Origin of the sequence: Micromonospora sp. NPDC048999 (genome assembly GCF_040649295.1) — a bacterium.
GTDB lineage: Bacteria > Actinomycetota > Actinomycetes > Mycobacteriales > Micromonosporaceae > Micromonospora.
The window spans coordinates 173,954-190,848 of sequence record NZ_JBEZFI010000007.1 but is presented as its reverse complement, the minus strand read 5'-3'; the positions used below and the strand labels follow the sequence as shown (position 1 = coordinate 190,848).

Here is a 16,895-nt window from a genome sequence, read left to right as displayed (position 1 = left end):
CTTGCCCTGGACGGAGAGGGCGTTGCGGGTGGCGGCGGGGCCGCAGTAGTAGAAGTTCGGCTGGGCCTTGTAGTCGACGTTCAGTTCCCGCTCGGTGGCCGGCTTGGGGGCGGGCTTGGTGTCGGCGGCGTGGGCGGCGATGGCGGGGCCGGCGATGCCACCGGCGGTGGCGGCGATACCGGTGATGGTCAGGGCGGTCTTACGCAGGATGTCGGTACGCATGATGAAGGCCTTTCGTTCGGGGGTTACGCGACGTACACCGCGAAAGGGGGGACGCGGGTGCCGCGATCAAAGGGGGGAAAGTCAGAAGGGCGGCCCGGCGATCAGAGGACCTGCTCGGGTGGCCCGGGGATGTAACGACGGCCGGTGGCGGGTCATTCCGCCGGGGCCGGGGGACCGGCCGGCGGGCCGGTGGGCCTGCTCGACGGGTCCGGGGGATGTAACCACGGCCGGTGGCGGGTCATTCCGCCGGGCCGGTGGCCCGTGCTGGCGGGCCGGGTGACCGGCGCGGGGATGCGGCGCGGTCAGCCATGTACAACGCCCCCGACCCCGACCCGATTCCGCCGGGCGGGCCCCCGACAATCGGGCGGATGGGCCGATACCAGACATTCGACGCGTCAGGTTCCCCGGGATCCGGACACTCGCCCCAACCGGCGGGCCGGTGTCCCCGCACTGGCCGCACACCCTTGTCGCGGGGCCCTCGCCTACACCGCGTGACCCCCGCCCGGACGGCGCATCACCAACAAGCGATATGCCTCTGGGGCATATTCATGCCCCCGAGGCATATCGCTCACGAGACGACGTATCGCCCGGGATGTCCGGATGCCACCTGCCGGACGCAAACTGCCCCGGCGGGCGAAGGCACGACCCGGATCTTGACGGCGGGACCCGGAACGAGGGGACGCGGATAGGTCAGGGGGTGGGTGCGGGCTTGGCGCCCTCGCCCAGGGCCGCCAGGATGGCCTCAGCAGTCCGCTTGCCCACCCCGGGGACCTCGGTGATCTCCTCCACCGTGGCGGCCGATAGCCGCTTGAGCGACCCGAAGTGCCGCAGCAGCGCCTTACGGCGCACCTCGCCCAGGCCGGGGATGTTGTCCAGCGCCGACTCAGTCATCCGCTTCGAGCGCCGCTGCCGGTGAAAGGTGATGGCAAACCGGTGCGCCTCGTCTCGTACCCGTTGCAGCAGGTAGAGCGCCTCCGAGGCGCGCGGCAGGATGACCGGGAACTCGTCGTCGGGCAGCCAGACCTCCTCCAGCCGCTTGGCCAGCCCGCACAGCGCCACGTCGTCAATGCCCAGCTCGGCGAGGGCCTGCGCGGCCGCCGCCACCTGCGGCGCACCACCGTCGACCACGACCAGCTGCGGCGGGTACGCGAACCTGCGTGGCCGCCCGGTGGTGGGATCGATGCCCGGCAGGTCGGGGTCGCCTGCGGTCTCCTCGCCGATCTCCCCCGTCTCGGCGCGGGCGTCGAGGTAGCGGGCGAAGCGCCGGCGCAGCACCTCCGACATGGCGGACAGGTCATCGGTGGCGCCCCGGATGATGAACCGCCGGTACTCGCTCTTGCGGGGCAGCCCGTCCTCGAAGACGACCATGCTGGCGACGACGTCGGTGCCCTGGATCTGGGAGACGTCGAAACACTCGATGCGCAACGGCGAGGTACGCATGCCGAGCGCCTCGGCGATCTCGTCGAGGGCCTTGCCGCGGGTGGTCAGGTCGCCGGCCCGCTTGAGCTTGTGCCGGGCGAGCGCGTCCTTCGCGTTGCGTTCCACGGTCTCCAGCAACGACCGCTTGTCGCCGCGCTGCGGTACGCGCAGCGACACCCGGCTGCCCCGACGGGCGGAGAGCCAGTCGGCGAGCGCGTCGGCGTCGCCGGGCAGCTCGGGGACGAGCAGCTCGCGGGGCACGTCGGCCTCGCCCTGCTCGCCGCCGTAGACCTGGGTGCAGAAGTGGTGCACCAGGTCGCCGGTGGTCAGCTCCTCGGTCTTCTCCACCACCCAGCCGCGCTGGCCCCGCACCCGGCCGTCGCGGACGTGGAAGACCTGGACCGCGGCCTCGAGCGGATCCTCGGCGAAGGCCACCACGTCGGCGTCGGTGCCGTCGCCGAGCACCACCGTCTGCTTCTCCATGGCCCGGCGCAGCGCGGCGACGTCGTCGCGTAGCCGGGCGGCCCGCTCGAACTCCAGCTGCTCGCTGGCCCCCTGCATCTCCCGTTCGAGCTTGCGGACCATCGTGTCGGTGCGACCGGCCATGAAGTCGCAGAACCCGTTGACGATCTCCCGATGCCGTTCGGCGGTCACACTGCCGACGCACGGCGCGGAGCATTTGCCGATGTAGCCCAGCAGGCAGGGGCGGCCGACCTGGCCGGCCCGCTTGAACACACCGGAGGAGCAGGTGCGGGCCGGGAAGACCCGCAGCAGCAGGTCCAGCGTCTCGCGGATCGCCCAGGCGTGCGAGTACGGCCCGAAGTAGCGCACCCCCTTGCGCTTGGCGCCGCGCATCACCTGCAGCCGCGGGAACTCCTCGTCCAGCGTCACCGCCAGGTACGGGTACGACTTGTCGTCGCGGTAGCGGACGTTGAACCTCGGGTCGTACTGCTTGATCCAGGTGTATTCCTGTTGGAGCGCCTCCACCTCGGTGGCGACGGTGATCCAGTCCACCGACTCGGCGGTGAAGACCATCTGCCGGGTGCGCTGGTGCAGGTTGACCGGGTCGGCGAAGTAGGAGTTGAGCCGGCTGCGCAGGTTGCGCGCCTTGCCGACGTAGATCACCCGGCCGGTGCCGTCACGGAAGCGGTAGACCCCCGGCGACTCCGGGATGGTGCCCGGCGCGGGCCGGTAGGTTGAGGGGTCAGCCACGTAGCAAGCCTAATCCGCACCCCCGACAGCCCACCGCCGCCGCGCGTCAGGCCAGGCTGATCTGGTCACCGGTGACCTTGATGTTCTTCGGGGGCAGGGGCTGGCGGGCGGGCCCCTGCTTGACGGAACCGTCGACGATCGAGAAGCGGCTGTCGTGGCAGGTGCAGACGATGGTGCCCCCCTCGACCTTTGACACCAGACAACCCTGGTGGGTGCAGACCGGGCTGAAGCCCTTGAACTGGCCCGCCTGCGGCTGAGTGACGACGATGCCCTTGCTGTCGAATATCGTCCCACCGCCGACCGGGATGTCGCTGGTCTTGGCGATGGCTTCGCCGGCGCTGGCGGTCGCACCAGGATCACTGCTGGTCGCGCCTGGACCGCCGGCGGTGGCCGGGCTCTTCTCCTCGTCGCTGCCGCAGCCGGCCAGCACCACCGCCGTGCCGACCGCGCCGGCGCCCGCGAGCAGGGCCCGCCGCGTCTGCGTACCCGGTCCGGTCAGCACCTGGTCATCACTCATGTCCGGCCTCTCTCGGCTACCGTCGCACAGTTGACGACGCGCGGCTACAGATTCAAACACGTTTCACTTTGCCGTACGGTTCACGCGGGCATCTCACCAAACGGCCAAACGGACGGACCCGTGGTCCGGCCCGTCCGTCGTACCGTCGCTCAGCGCGCCCCGGCGGGCACCTTCCGGGTACGCGACTTCGCGCCGCCGCCGTTGGCCTTCGCCGCCCGGGTGGTGGCCGCCTTGGCGCCCTTGGCCTCGCCGTCGAGCTTGAGCATCGGGCGCAGGAACTGGCCGGTGTGGCTCTCCGGCACCTCAGCGACCTCCTCCGGGGTGCCGGTGGCGAGCACCGTGCCGCCCCGGTGACCGCCCTCCGGGCCCATGTCGATGATCCAGTCGGCCGTCTTGATCACGTCGAGGTTGTGCTCGATGGTGATCACCGTGTTGCCCTTGTCGACCAGGCCCTCCAGGACCATCAGCAGCTTGCGGATGTCCTCGAAGTGCAGGCCGGTGGTCGGCTCGTCCAGCACGTAGACCGTCCGGCCGGTGGAGCGCTTCTGCAGCTCGGAGGCGAGCTTGACGCGCTGCGCCTCGCCGCCGGAGAGCGTCGGGGCGGGCTGGCCGAGACGCACGTAGCCGAGGCCCACGTCGACCAGGGTCTTGAGGTGCCGGTGGATGGCCGGGATGGCGGAGAAGAACTCGGCCGCCTCCTCGATCGGCATGTCCAGCACCTCGGCGACGGTCCGGCCCTTGTAGTGCACCTCCAGGGTCTCCCGGTTGTACCGGGCGCCCTTGCACACCTCGCACGGGACGTAGACGTCCGGCAGGAAGTTCATCTCGATCTTGATCGTGCCGTCGCCGGAGCACGCCTCGCAGCGGCCGCCCTTGACGTTGAACGAGAACCGGCCCGGACCGTACCCCCGGACCTTGGCCTCTGTGGTCTCGGCGAAGAGCTTGCGGATGTGGTCCCAGACGCCGGTGTAGGTGGCCGGGTTCGACCGGGGCGTGCGGCCGATCGGCGACTGGTCGACGCCGACGACCTTGTCCACGTGCTCCAGCCCGGTGATCCGGGTGTGCCGCCCGGGGACCAGCCGGGCGCCGTTGATCTGATTGGCCAGGACCGCGTGGAGAATGTCATTGACCAGGGTCGACTTGCCGGAGCCACTGACCCCGGTGACCGCGATGAGCTGACCGAGCGGGAACGACACGGTGAGGTTGCGCAGGTTGTGCTCGCGCGCCCCGTGCACGACCAGCTCACGGCCCGGGGTCTGCGGGCGGCGCTGCTTCGGCGTCGGGATCATCTTCCGCCCGGACAGGTACGCCCCGGTGACCGAGTCGTCGTTCTCCAGCAGGGCCGGCACCGAGCCGCTGTGCACGATCCGGCCGCCGTGCTCACCGGCGCCCGGGCCGATGTCGACGATCCAGTCCGCGACCCGGATGGTGTCCTCGTCGTGCTCGACCACGATCAGCGTGTTGCCCAGCCCACGCAGCCGCAGCAGCGTCTCGATCAGGCGGTGGTTGTCCCGCTGGTGCAGGCCGATCGACGGCTCGTCGAGCACGTAGAGGACGCCCACCAGGCCGGAGCCGATCTGGGTGGCGAGCCGGATGCGCTGCGCCTCGCCGCCGGAGAGGGTGCCCGCCGGACGGTCCAGGGAGAGATAGTCCAGCCCGACGTCGAGCAGGAACTTCAGCCGGGCGTTGATCTCCTTGAGCACCCGCTCGGCGATCATCTTCTGCCGGTCGGTCAGCTCGATGCCGGCGAGCAGCTCGGCCGCCTCGCCGACGGACAGGTTGCAGACCTCGGCGATGCTCCTGCCGGCCAGGGTGACCGCGAGCACCTCCGGCTTGAGCCGGGTGCCGCCGCAGGCCGCGCAGGGCACGTCCCGCATGTAGCCCTCGTACTTCTCCCGAGACCACTCCGACTCGGTGTCGGTGTGGCGGCGCTCGATCCACTGCACCACGCCCTCGAAGCCGGTGTAGTAGGAACGCTCGCGGCCGTACTTGTTGCGGTAGCGGACGTGCACCTGGTCGCCGGAGCCGTGCAGGATCATCTTCTGCACCCGGGACGGCAGCGCCCGCCACGGGGTGTCCAGGTCGAAGTGCTCGGCCTCGCCGAGGGCCTCCAGGAGGCGGAGGAAGTATTCCAGGCTGTGCCCGGTGGCCCAGGGCTGGATCGCCCCCTCGCGCAGGGAGCGCTCCGGGTCCGGGATCACCAGCTCCGGGTCGACCTCCTTCTTGGTGCCCAGCCCGGTGCACTCGGGGCAGGCGCCGTACGGGGCGTTGAAGGAGAAGACCCGGGGCTCCAGGTCCTCGATGGCGAGGGGGTGGTCGTTGGGGCAGGCCAGGTGCTCGGAGAAACGGCGCTCCCGATCCGGGTCGTCCTCGGCCAGGTCGACGAAGTCGAGCAGCACCAGGCCGCCGGAGAGGCCGAGCGCCGCCTCGATGGAGTCGGTCAGCCGCTGCTTGGCGCCGGGCTTGACGCTGAGCCGGTCGATCACCACCTCGATGGTGTGCTTCTCCTGCTTCTTGAGCTTCGGCGGCTCGGTCAGCGGGTGCACCACGCCGTCGACCCGGGCCCGGGCGTAGCCCTTGCCCTGGAGCTCGGCGAACAGATCGACGTATTCACCCTTGCGGCCACGCACGACCGGGGCGAGCACCATGAACCGGGTGCCCTCGGCCATGGCCAGCACCCGGTCGACGATCTGCTGCGGGCTCTGCCGGGAGATCCGCTCGCCGCAGACCGGGCAGTGCGGCTCACCGATGCGGGCGAACAGCAGCCGGAGGTAGTCGTAGACCTCGGTGATGGTGCCGACGGTGGAGCGCGGGTTGCGCGAGGTCGACTTCTGGTCGATGGAGACCGCCGGGCTGAGGCCCTCGATGAAGTCGACGTCGGGCTTGTCCATCTGGCCGAGGAACTGCCGGGCGTACGACGACAGCGACTCCACGTAGCGCCGCTGCCCCTCGGCGAAGATCGTGTCGAACGCCAGGCTCGACTTGCCCGACCCGGAGAGCCCGGTGAAGACGATCAGGGCGTCCCGGGGCAGGTCGAGACTGACGTCACGCAGGTTGTGCTCGCGCGCGCCACGGATGATCAGTCGGTCGGCCACGGTCCGTGTACTCCCGGAAGAAGAATGTGAGGCGGATCTGTCCGCTCGGAGGACGGTCTGAGCGGTTGTCGAGGCGCAGGAAACACGCCTCGGAAACTCTAGCCCCGAGGTACGACAACTTTCGTCGTGCGCACATTCCACCAGGTCAGCCCGGTCGCGCCGACCCGGGCGGGCCGGCGCGACCGGTGCTCGACTCAGTATCCGCCCGGCGACGGCGGTGACGACGGACGTGCCCTGCGCCGCCGCTCGCCCCGCCAGTTGCCCCGCCGCTGCGCGGCCAGCCGGACCTCCCGGCGCCCACTCTCGTACGCCAACTCCCGCTGGAGCCGACGCCAGCTCTCCCAGCGCCGGACGGGCAGCTCGCCGCTTTCCAGGGCCGCCCGCACCGCGCAGGCCGGCTCGGCCTCGTGTGCGCAGTCGGCGTACCGGCAGCCGACGGCGAGCTCGGTGATGTCCGCGAAGGCCCGGTCCAGCCCGGCCGTGCCGTCCAGCAGGCCGACCGCCCGTACCCCGGGGGTGTCCAGCACCGCACCCCCGCCGGGGATCGGCACCAACGCCCGCCAGGTGGTGGTGTGCCGGCCCTTGCCGTCGGACCGGCGGATCGCCTGGGTCCGCATCGCCTCCGCCCCGGCGAGGGCGTTGACCAGGCTCGACTTGCCCGCTCCGGAGGGCCCCAGCAGGCCGAGGGTCCGCCCCGGCGCGACGTACCGGCGCAGCGGGTCCAGCCCGGTGCCCCGCTCGGCGCTGACCGGCAGCACCGGCACCCCCGGCGCGAGCGCGGCGAGCTGGCGGGCGACGGCCGCCGGGTCGGCCGCCAGGTCCGACTTGGTGAGCACGAGCAGCGGCTCCGCGCCGGACTCGTGGACCAGGGAGAGCAGCCGTTCGATCCGCGCGGCGTCCGGCTCGGGGTGCACCGGCTCGACCACCGCGGCGGCGTCGAGGTTGGCAGCGAGCACCTGCCCGCTGGCGTCCTTGCCGGCGGTCCGCCGGATCAGCGCGGTGCGCCGGGGCAGCACCGCCTCGACGGTGACCGGCCCGTCCGGCCAGGTGGCCAGCAGCACCCAGTCACCGGCGCAGGGCAGCGTGGACAGGTCCCGGGCCGCGGCGGCCAGCACCGCGCCGCCCAGGGTGGCCCGGACCGGTCCCTCAGGCCGCAGCACGGTGCAGATCCCGCGGTCGACCCGGGCCACCCGGCCCGGGCGGTGGTCGGTGTGTCGTCGTACGTGCGCCGCCCGGTCGGCATCCCAGCCGAGGGCGGTCAGGTCGAGTGTCATGGATTCCTCATCGGTGTCGAGGGGATTCACGGCGGAACACGCGTGCTACGACCGGCATGCTCAACCACCTCCTTCGACTACCGGTGCCGCGTTCTGCGACGACTTCAGCTCGGCGACCTGAAGCCGTCGGACCGACGGTAGGGGGCCGGCCGACGCACGGAAAGCGATTTCCCCGGCGACGCGGCGGTCCCGTACCACTAGGGTGGCGACGTGAGCGCGAGGAGTGAGCCGATCCTGCGAGCCCCGCAGGCGCGAACTAGGGTGGCGACGTGACCACCGATCCGCTGCTGCTGACCGGCGAGCTGGGCGACGCCACGGCCCGGCTGCTGCGTACCGTGGCCGCCTTCGACGCCGCGGACGTCGCCGCCGCGTCCCTGCTGCCGGGCTGGAGCCGCGGCCATGTGCTGACCCACCTGGCCCGCAGCGCCGACGGCCTCGTCAACCTGCTCACCGCCGCCCGCACCGGCGAGCCCATCCCGATGTACGCCAGCGCCGAGGCCCGGGTCGCCGACATCGAGGCCGGGGCCGGCCGTACGCCGGACGACCTCCGCGACGACCTGCGCCACAGCGCGGAGCGGTTCGCGGCTGCGGTCGACGCGATGCCGGTCGAGGCCTGGGCGGCCACCGTGCAGACCCGCCACGGCCCGTGGCCGGCGGCGCTGCTGGTCTGGGCGCGGCTGCGGGAGGTCGAGGTGCACCACGTCGACCTGGCGGCCGGCTACCGGCCGGCCGACTGGCCGGAGGCGTTCGCCCAGCGGCTGCTGCACGAGGTGGCGACCGGGCTGGCCGACAATCCCGAGGCACCGGCCATGGTGCTGCGCTTCGACGGCGTCCGCCACGAGATCGTCGTGGGTGAGCTTACGGGGGCGCCCACGATCACCGGCACGGCAGCGGACCTGGCCGCCTGGCTGATCGGCCGCAGCACCGGTGAGGTGCTCACCGTCACCCCCGGCGGCCCCCTGCCGACCCCAGCGGAATGGATCTAGGACTCATGACCTACACCGGAGACGTCACGCCCGGCGGCGCGCCGGCCGTCCGCGAGCTCGAGCGGCTCACCATCACCAAGGTGTCGGTGGGGCCGATGGACAACAACGCCTACCTGCTGCGCTGCCGGGACGGCGGCGAGCAGCTGCTGATCGACGCCGCGAACGAGGCACCCCGCCTGCTCGACCTCGTCGGCGACGGCGGCCTGGCCGCGGTGGTCACCACGCACCGCCACAGGGACCACTGGGTGGCCCTGGAGGAGGTGGTCGCCAAGACCGGCGCCCGCCCGCTGGTGCACGCCGACGACGCCGAGGGGCTGCCGATCGACGCCGAGCCGCTGCACGACGGCGACACCGTCGCGGTCGGTGACTGCGCCCTGGAGGTGATCCACCTCAGGGGGCACACCCCGGGCTCGATCGCGCTGCTCTACCGGGACCCGTCCGGCATCCCGCACCTGTTCACCGGCGACTCGCTTTTCCCGGGTGGCGTCGGCAACACGCACCAGGACCCGGCCGCCTTCGCGTCGCTCATGGACGACGTCGAGCAGAAGCTCTTCGACCGGCTGCCGGACGAGACCTGGTTCTACCCGGGGCACGGCAGGGACAGCACCCTCGGCGCCGAGCGCCCCGCGCTGCCCCAGTGGCGGGCCCGCGGCTGGTGAGCGACCGTCGGCCCCGAGCCGCCGTACCGCTTCAGCGGGGGCGCAGCACCTGGACCCGGCGTACCGGGGTGTCGACCGCGGGCTCGGTGGTGGGCACCGGGTAGCTGGCCACCACCTCCAGCCGGTCGGGTGGCAGGTGTCCCCGGTCCGGGTCGCCGACCAGCACCTCGACGCCCCGGTCGGCGGCCCGCTGCAGGAACGGCAGCACCCGCCCGGCCAGTGCCGTTTCGTAGAGCACGTCGCCGGCCAGCAGCAGGTCAGCACGGATCGTGGCGTCCAGCAGATCGTCTCCGGTGGCCGCCACGGCCACCCGGTTGGCCCGCGCGTTGACGGTGACGGCGGCGACCGCGTACGGGTCGATGTCGTTGGCGACCACCCGCTCGGCGCCGGCGAGGGCGGCGGCGATGGCCACCAGTCCGGAGCCGGCGGCCAGGTCGATCACCCGCCGGCCGGCGGCCAGTTCGGGGTGGTCGAGCAGGTGGCGGGCCAGCGCCTGACCGCCGGCCCACACCGAGGCCCAGTACGGCGGCGCCAGCCGGTGGCCGGCCGCCGCCTCCATCCGGGCCCACCACAGGATCGCGTCCTCGGCGAGGTGCAGTCGCACCTCGGGCACGAACGGCGCGGCGACGAGCCGGAGGCGGTCCAGGCCGACCCCGGGCGCGGCGATTTCCCGTTCCAGGTCCTCCAGCGCCGTCGGTTCCCTCACCGGGGCAAGCATGCCGGGCGCCGGCCCGTCGCGCAGGGATATTCCCGCTCCGGGCGTATTACGGAGGGCACGCCGGCACTTCCGCCAGCAGATCGCGGTTTGGACGGTTAGTGTCGGAGCGGTACAGGGCGATCATCGGCTGCGGCCGGTGGTCACCCGCTTTGAACAGGGAGAGAGACGCATGGCAACCGGCACGGTCAAGTGGTTCAACTCGGAAAAGGGCTTCGGCTTCATCGAGCAGGACGGCGGGGGGCCGGACGTGTTCGTCCACTACTCGGCCATCCAGAGCGGCGGCTACCGTGAGCTGCAGGAGGGTCAGAAGGTCGAGTTCGAGGTGACCCAGGGGCAGAAGGGTCCGCAGGCGGACAACGTCCGCCCGCTGTAGTTCCGTGCCGGCGGCGGTCGGGTCTCCGACCGCCGCCGCAGCCCGTGGTCAGGCGGCCAGCCGCTGGGACAGTTCGTCAACGACGTCCTTGGCCAGTGTCAGCGGGATCGCGGCGGCGATCTTGTCCGGCGTCAGGCCCCCGAGCACTCCGGCGATGATCGCCTGCGTGTCGTTGGGGTCGGTGCCGCCCAGTGCGGCGATGTCGGCGCGGGTCGCGGCGATCTGCGCGGCGATCTGTGCCAGGCCCGCCGAGATGGGCCGCCAGTTGCCGTTCGGTTCCGGCGGGTACGCCTTCGCCACCAGAGGGTCCGCGTTGTCGGCCAGCATTCGCAGCCACCAGGTTGCGGCGTTTTCCGGCTGCCCGTCGGGCCCGGGGGCCAGGCTGCCCTTGAGCAGCTTGCCGAGCATCCGTTCCACGTTGGCGAGTTGGGCGGCCTGCGCGTCGGTCAGGGCCATGGCGTCCTCCAGGAGTCCGATGGTGGTCAGGTAACGGCGGAACAGCGGGGTCTGGTCCCGGTTCGCCTTGGTGGAGTCGCGGAAGAAGCTGAAGTGGGTGTGGATCAGGTGGCTGCTGTCGCCGGTCGTACGCTTGTGCAGCCGGTCCCAGCGCTTCACGGTCTTGCCGTCCGGGGAGTAGATGATCTCTCTGATGTCCTTGGTGTCGGCGGTGCCGGCGGCGCACTGCGCCACGCACCAGGTGGAGAAGTTGCGCAGGTTGTGCGTGGCACCGCCGGAGCTGACCGTGAACTCGCCCACGTCCAGGGCGGACGCGTCGAGGGTCAGTCCGGAGGAGTCCCGGGTGGACTCCACCACCGAGTAGTCGTTCGGCAGCACCCGGTCGGAGCCGCAGTGATATCCACCTTTGTGGTTGGCGTCGCCGACGATGCCGAGAGCGTTCTTGTCGACCTTGAGGTGGGTGAGCAGCAAGTCGCGGACGGCCAACAGGTTTTCCGGGGCTCGGGTCATGGGATCTCCCTGTGCACCGCGTCGTACGGTTGACCGGAGGCTATCCAGGCAGAGCGAGTTTGCCCAGGTCAGAGGCACTATCTGGAACTATGAGGAAGCTGTGGGACCGCAGCCGCCGCGACCCATCCTCAGGCCGGCGACGCCGGCAGGTCACGCCGCCGCCGCAGCGGCCCGACCAGCAGCATCAGCGGGGTCAGTGCCAGCCAGGCGGTCATCGCCCGGATCGCCCCGGCCGGGCCCCACGCGGCACCCAACGCGCCGGCCAGCACGGCCGCCAACGGGATCGTGCCGTAGTTCAGCAGCTGCATGCTCACCGTCACCCGCCCGAGCAGGGCGTGCGGGGTGTACGTCTGCCGGAAACTGCCCTTGACCACGTTGCCCACCGCGACGCCCAGGCTGACCAGCGCTCCGCCGAGCACGAGCCAGAGCACCCGCAGGCCCGAACCGGCCAACGGGATGAGCAGCGCGGGCGGCCCGGTGGCCGCGGCGGCGGCCAACAGCGCGCGGGCGGAGCCGAGCCGGCGGGCGAGGACGGTGGCCAGGCTGGCGCCGACGATCCCGCCCACACTGGCCAGTCCGATCAGCAGGCCGACCAGGCCCGCCGGCAGTCCCGCGGAGCGGATCAGGAAGACCACCAGGACGGCCTGGTAGCCGGTGAGCCCGATGTTGCTGGCCGCCCCGAACAGGGTCAGCACCCGCAGGTAGGGGTCCCGGACGACGAACCGCAGCCCGTCCGCCACCTCGCGTGCCAACGAGGGCCTTCCGTCCGAGCGGGCGGGTCGGGGCTCGACCGCCCGGATCCGCCCCAGGCACACGGCGGAGACCAGGAAGGTGACCGCGTCCAGCAGCACCGCGGCCACCGCGCCGACGAGCTGGGCGATCAGACCGGCCAGCCCGGGGCCGACCAGGTAGGCCGCCGTCTGCGTCACGTGCAGCTTCGCGTTGCCCTCCGACACCTGCTCGGGCGGCAGCAGGGTGGGCAGGTAGACCTGGTCCGCGGTCTCGAAGAAGACCCGGGCCAGGCCGGCGCCCAGCGCCACGACGAGCAGTTGGCCGATGGTGAGCACGCCGAGCAGGGCGGCCACCGGCACGCTGAGGAACAGCGCCGCCGAGACGAGGTCGCAGGCGATCATCATCGGGCGGCGGCGCACCCGGTCCACCCAGGCACCGGCGGGCAGGCCGGCCAGCAGCCACGGCAGCCAGGCCGCCGCGGTGAGGACCGCCACCTGGAAGGTGGTCGCGTCCAGCACCGCCACCGCGGCCAGCGGCAACGCCACCGCGGTCACGTTGCTGCCGATGGCGCTGACCGTCTGCCCGGCCCAGAGCAGCCGGAAGTCGCGGTGCCGGATCAGGCCGCCACGTCGCGGCGGCACCGGCGGGTGTGTACGGGCCGCCGCGGTCGGGGTTGGCCGAGTGGTCACGGTCGGCCCGGAACGCCGTACGCGAACAGGAAGACCGGCTCGCGTTCCCGTCCGTCGTCCGGACGGTCCGCCCAACGGGCGAACAGCTCAATCACCTCGCGGCTCAGCTCGGCCAGCTCCTCGGGGGTCAGGTGCAGCCATCTGTCGGTGCTGAACGGTCCTTCGCCCCAGGCCGCGTGGGCGTCCTCGGCCGCGGCGTGCCAGGCGCGGACGAGCGCGACGTGCCGGTCCAGGTTGAGCGAGGTGGCGGCGTCGGCCACCGCCCGGGCGGCGGGGTCGGCGTCGAAGTCGGCGTTGGACCAGCGCACGGCGCGGGTGCGCAGCCGCCACCAGCGCTCCCGGCGGTCCCGGGCCAGTTCGGGTGCCTCGTCCACCAGTTCGGCGGCGGCCAGCACCTTCAGGTGGTGGCTGACGTTCGCCGGCGCCTGGCCGGTCCGCTCGGCGAGCAGGCCGACGGTCGACGGGCCGTACACCTTGAGCACGTCCATGAGCCGGCGGCGCAACGGATGGGCGAGCGCCGCGAGGACGCGCGAGTCGGTGACGTGCCCGACGTCAGGCTTCTCCATGCCGGACAGCCTGACATCAGCAAGACACATTGCGCAACAGTTCTTGCGAAATATTGGTGCGCCGGTCCCGGACCGGCCGGTTCGCCGGCCGGTGCCCGTCGGCAGGTCAGCTCAGAAGCTCAGGCACTCGCAACCGGTCATCAGCGACCGTACGTTGTCCACGTACCGCGGGTTCGGGATGGTGAGGGGTTGACCCTCCCGGGCCACCGCGTTGTGCCCGTAGTTGTACGCCGAGATGACCGCGTTGAGCAGGCACGAGTTCCACTCGGCGGTGCACAGCGAGGCGTCCAGCGAGTAATCCGTCTCGGGGAAGTACATGTCGCCGATGTACTTGGTGAGCCAGGCGAGATAGTTGGCCCCGAGGTAGGCGTTGTCCCGGTAGTCGTTGATGTCGTACGACTCGCCGAAGCGCTGGTTCATCCAGTCGGCGGTGGCGGGCATGACCTGCATCAGCCCGATGCCGCCGTCACAGGCCACGATGTTGGACTGCCAGCCACTCTCCTGCCAGGCCGTGGCCTTGACCAGGTTCAGCGGAATCGTGAGTTTGGGGGCCGAGGTCGGCCAGTACGTCTTCGCGGCCGCGTCCGACAGCGCCGCCTTCACCTGGCTGTTGGTCGCCTTGGTGCCACGGTAGCTGGGCTTGCAGTCGCTGGGTGCCGGCTTCGGCGGGGGCGGCGGGAGCTTGGTCTCGGTCGGCGGCTTCGGCTTGGCCAGCGGCCCGGTGCTCGTCCGGGTGGCCTTCGGCTTGGGCTTGACCGTCGGCGTGGCGCTCGGGCTGGATTTGGCGCTGGGCGCAACGCCCATGCCCTCGACCGCTGCCGGTGGCGCCTCGGTCGGCCTGTCGGCCGGGGCGTCGACGGGCACCTGCGTGGGCAGTTCGTCCGCCATGTCCGGGACCGGGGGTTTCTCGCCGCCGCACCCGGTGATCACGACCGCCACCAGCAGTGCGGTGGTCGCTGTGGCCCATCGGCCGACTCGCCGTCGCATCCGGCCCCTCCCCGCGGTTGTCCGCCGCACCCTAACAAGGATCGACGGATTCCAGGGGGACGCTCGTCGCCGTCCGGGCCGGGTGCGGCCACGGCGGGCGGACGCGGTCGGGGCCGCGCCGACAGTCGGCGAATGTGTCTCCGATCACGCCGCCAGCGGTCACCGCCGACAGCGTCGGGACGAGCCGTAGCGTCCCCGCGTACGCTTGGAGGCCGACCAGCAGCACCGGTCGCCTCGCCCGGCGCCAGCAGCCCGACGATCACGCGGTCCCACCCGCGCCGATCGCCGCGGCGACCAGGTAGATCGGCGGGGCCGGTGGGCCCGGCAGCCACGTCAACGGCTCGGGCACGGTCCCCCCGTGGGGCCGGCGGGCCAGTCGCCGAACCGGTCGGGACAACAGTTTCGGTAGAGATCCGGGCGACCTCGGGGGTGACCCCGCGGCGTGCCCCGGCAACCGCAGACAGGAGTATGGAGGGTATGCAGCTACGCACCGACCTCCGCAACGTCGCCATCATCGCCCACGTCGACCACGGCAAAACGACCCTGGTCGACGCCATGTTGCGGCAGGCCGGCGCCTACGGCGCCCGCGGTGAGGTAACCGAGCGGGTCATGGACTCGATGGACCTCGAGCGGGAAAAGGGCATCACCATCCTCGCCAAGAACACCGGCGTGCGATACCTGCCGGCGGACGGGTCCGAGCCGGTCACCATCAACATCATCGACACCCCCGGCCACGCCGACTTCGGCGGTGAGGTCGAGCGCGGCCTGACCATGGTCGACGGGGTGATTCTGCTGGTCGACGCCAGCGAGGGCCCGCTGCCGCAGACCCGGTTCGTGCTCCGCAAGGCCCTCAAGGCCCGGCTGCCGATCATCCTGGTGATCAACAAGGTGGACCGCCCCGACGCCCGGATCAAGGAGGTCGTGGACGAAGCCTACGAGCTCTTCCTCGACCTGGACGCCGACGAGGAGCAGATCGACTTCCCGATCGTCTACGCCTGCGCCCGCGACGGCATCGCCTCCCTCACCCAGCCCGCCGACGGCGCGGTGCCGCAGGACAGCCACAGCCTGGAGCCGCTGTTCCGCACCCTGCTCGACACCATCGCGCCGCCCGCGTACACCGAGGGGGCGCCGCTGCAGGCGCACGTCACCAACCTCGACGCCTCGCCGTTCCTCGGCCGGCTGGCGCTGTGCCGGGTCCGGCAGGGCACGATCACCAAGGGCCAGACCGTGGCCTGGTGCCGCACCGACGGCAGCACCCAGCGGGTCCGCATCTCCGAGTTGCTGATGACCGAGGGCCTGGAGCGCAAGCCGGCCGAGTCCGCCGGCCCGGGCGACATCATCGCCGTCGCCGGCATCCCGGAGATCATGATCGGTGAGACCCTGGCCGACGCGGAGAACCCGGTCCCGCTGCCGCTGATCACCGTCGACGAGCCGGCCATCTCGATGACCATCGGCACCAACAACTCGCCGATGGTCGGCCGGGTCAAGGGCTCCAAGGTCACCGCCCGGATGGTGAAGGACCGCCTCGACAAGGAGCTGATCGGCAACGTCTCGCTGCGGGTGCTGCCCACCGAGCGGCCGGACGCCTGGGAGGTGCAGGGCCGCGGCGAGCTGGCGCTGGCGATCCTGGTCGAGCAGATGCGTCGCGAGCAGTACGAGCTGACCGTCGGCAAGCCGCAGGTGGTCACCAAGGAGATCGACGGGAAGACCTGCGAACCGGTCGAGCGGCTGACCATCGACGCCCCCGAGGAGTACCTGGGCGCGATCACCCAGCTCCTCGCGACCCGCAAGGGCCGGATGGAGCAGCTGGTCAACCACGGCACCGGCTGGATCCGGATGGAGTGGCTGGTCCCGGCCCGGGGTCTGATCGGCTTCCGTACCGAGTTCCTCACCGACACCCGCGGCACCGGCATCCTGCACCACGTCTTCGAGTCGTACGAGCCGTGGTTCGGCGAGCTGCGTACCCGTAACAACGGCTCGCTGGTCGCGGACCGGGCCGGCGCGGTCACGTCGTTCGCCATGATCAACCTGCAGGAGCGCGGTCAGCTCTTCGTCGAGCCGACCACCGAGGTGTACGAGGGCATGATCGTCGGGGAGAACTCCCGCTCCGACGACATGGACGTCAACATCACCAAGGAGAAGAAGCTCACCAACATGCGGGCCTCGACCTCCGACGAGACCGAGAAGCTGATCCCGCCGCGCAAGCTGTCGCTGGAGCAGGCCCTCGAGTTCTGCCGCGAGGACGAGTGCGTCGAGGTGACCCCGACCGCCGTCCGCATCCGCAAGGTCATCCTCGACCAGACCCAGCGCGGCCGCCTCGCCGCCCGCCGCAAGCACGCCGGCTGACCCACCCACCCCGCCCCGGAGCCCGGACCGCCCCCAGCGGCCCGGGCTCCGTCGTTCCCCTCCCACCTCCTGACACCCCCGATGATCATGAAGTTGTTGCCCGCCGCCTCGGGGTGGCGAGACAACAACCTCAT

Annotated in this window: 13 protein-coding genes and 1 pseudogene; 4 read left to right on the top strand and 10 right to left on the bottom strand. The window is 71.6% G+C overall.

Annotated elements, in window-relative coordinates; all coding sequences use genetic code 11:
* The 5 genes and pseudogenes from AB0C02_RS12505 to rsgA all read right to left on the bottom strand — a co-directional run.
* Nucleotides 1-222, bottom strand: a pseudogene (locus AB0C02_RS12505) (phytochelatin synthase); the annotation flags it as partial.
* Between the two features lie 690 nt (nt 223-912).
* The gene (gene uvrC, locus AB0C02_RS12500) at nt 913-2,853 is read right to left on the bottom strand and encodes an excinuclease ABC subunit UvrC (protein WP_357546270.1); all 1,941 of its coding nucleotides are present in this window, start codon (nt 2,851-2,853) and stop codon (nt 913-915) included.
* A gap of 46 nt (nt 2,854-2,899) precedes the next feature.
* Nucleotides 2,900-3,370: a Rieske (2Fe-2S) protein gene (locus tag AB0C02_RS12495; RefSeq protein ID WP_357546266.1), complete on the bottom strand. Its 471-nt coding sequence runs from the start codon at nt 3,368-3,370 to the stop codon at nt 2,900-2,902.
* A gap of 149 nt (nt 3,371-3,519) precedes the next feature.
* On the bottom strand, nt 3,520-6,465 hold the full coding sequence (uvrA, locus tag AB0C02_RS12490) for an excinuclease ABC subunit UvrA (RefSeq protein ID WP_357546257.1): 2,946 nt from the start codon (nt 6,463-6,465) through the stop codon (nt 3,520-3,522).
* 194 nt (nt 6,466-6,659) lie between these two features.
* Complete coding sequence (gene rsgA, locus AB0C02_RS12485; RefSeq protein ID WP_357546240.1) at nt 6,660-7,739, bottom strand: ribosome small subunit-dependent GTPase A; 1,080 nt, start codon at nt 7,737-7,739, stop codon at nt 6,660-6,662.
* Nucleotides 7,740-8,008: 269 nt separating this feature from the next.
* On the opposite strand from rsgA, the gene AB0C02_RS12480 reads away from it, so the two are divergent.
* A complete protein-coding gene (locus AB0C02_RS12480) occupies nt 8,009-8,725 on the top strand; it encodes a maleylpyruvate isomerase family mycothiol-dependent enzyme (protein WP_357546226.1) in 717 nt (238 codons plus the stop codon).
* A 5-nt stretch (nt 8,726-8,730) separates the two neighbouring features.
* Nucleotides 8,731-9,384, top strand: a complete 654-nt coding sequence (locus AB0C02_RS12475) for an MBL fold metallo-hydrolase (protein ID WP_357546212.1) — start codon at nt 8,731-8,733, stop codon at nt 9,382-9,384.
* Between the two features lie 31 nt (nt 9,385-9,415).
* On the opposite strand, the gene AB0C02_RS12470 is transcribed toward AB0C02_RS12475, so the two are convergent.
* Nucleotides 9,416-10,102, bottom strand: coding sequence for a 50S ribosomal protein L11 methyltransferase (locus AB0C02_RS12470; RefSeq protein WP_357546209.1), 687 nt, complete (start codon nt 10,100-10,102; stop codon nt 9,416-9,418).
* A 169-nt stretch (nt 10,103-10,271) separates the two neighbouring features.
* Here AB0C02_RS12470 and AB0C02_RS12465 point away from each other — a divergent pair, with 169 nt between their 5' ends.
* Nucleotides 10,272-10,475, top strand: a complete 204-nt coding sequence (locus AB0C02_RS12465) for a cold-shock protein (protein ID WP_357546200.1) — start codon at nt 10,272-10,274, stop codon at nt 10,473-10,475.
* 48 nt (nt 10,476-10,523) lie between these two features.
* Here AB0C02_RS12465 and AB0C02_RS12460 read toward each other — a convergent pair whose 3' ends face one another.
* The 4 genes from AB0C02_RS12460 to AB0C02_RS12445 all read right to left on the bottom strand — a co-directional run bounded on the left by AB0C02_RS12460 (nt 10,524) and on the right by AB0C02_RS12445 (nt 14,415).
* Nucleotides 10,524-11,441, bottom strand: a complete 918-nt coding sequence (locus AB0C02_RS12460) for a hypothetical protein (RefSeq protein ID WP_357546196.1) — start codon at nt 11,439-11,441, stop codon at nt 10,524-10,526.
* Between the two features lie 128 nt (nt 11,442-11,569).
* The gene (locus AB0C02_RS12455; protein ID WP_357546189.1) at nt 11,570-12,814 is read right to left on the bottom strand and encodes an MFS transporter; all 1,245 of its coding nucleotides are present in this window, start codon (nt 12,812-12,814) and stop codon (nt 11,570-11,572) included.
* A gap of 44 nt (nt 12,815-12,858) precedes the next feature.
* Entirely contained in the window at nt 12,859-13,428 is a 570-nt protein-coding gene (locus AB0C02_RS12450) for a metalloregulator ArsR/SmtB family transcription factor (protein WP_357546181.1), read from the bottom strand.
* A gap of 111 nt (nt 13,429-13,539) precedes the next feature.
* On the bottom strand, nt 13,540-14,415 hold the full coding sequence (locus AB0C02_RS12445) for a lytic transglycosylase domain-containing protein (RefSeq protein WP_357546168.1): 876 nt from the start codon (nt 14,413-14,415) through the stop codon (nt 13,540-13,542).
* A 477-nt stretch (nt 14,416-14,892) separates the two neighbouring features.
* Here AB0C02_RS12445 and typA point away from each other — a divergent pair, with 477 nt between their 5' ends.
* Nucleotides 14,893-16,761 carry a translational GTPase TypA gene (gene typA / locus AB0C02_RS12440; RefSeq protein ID WP_357546161.1) on the top strand — a complete coding sequence of 623 codons (1,869 nt, stop codon included), beginning with the start codon at nt 14,893-14,895 and terminating at the stop codon, nt 16,759-16,761.
* The last annotated feature ends 134 nt before the right edge of the window (nt 16,762-16,895 follow it).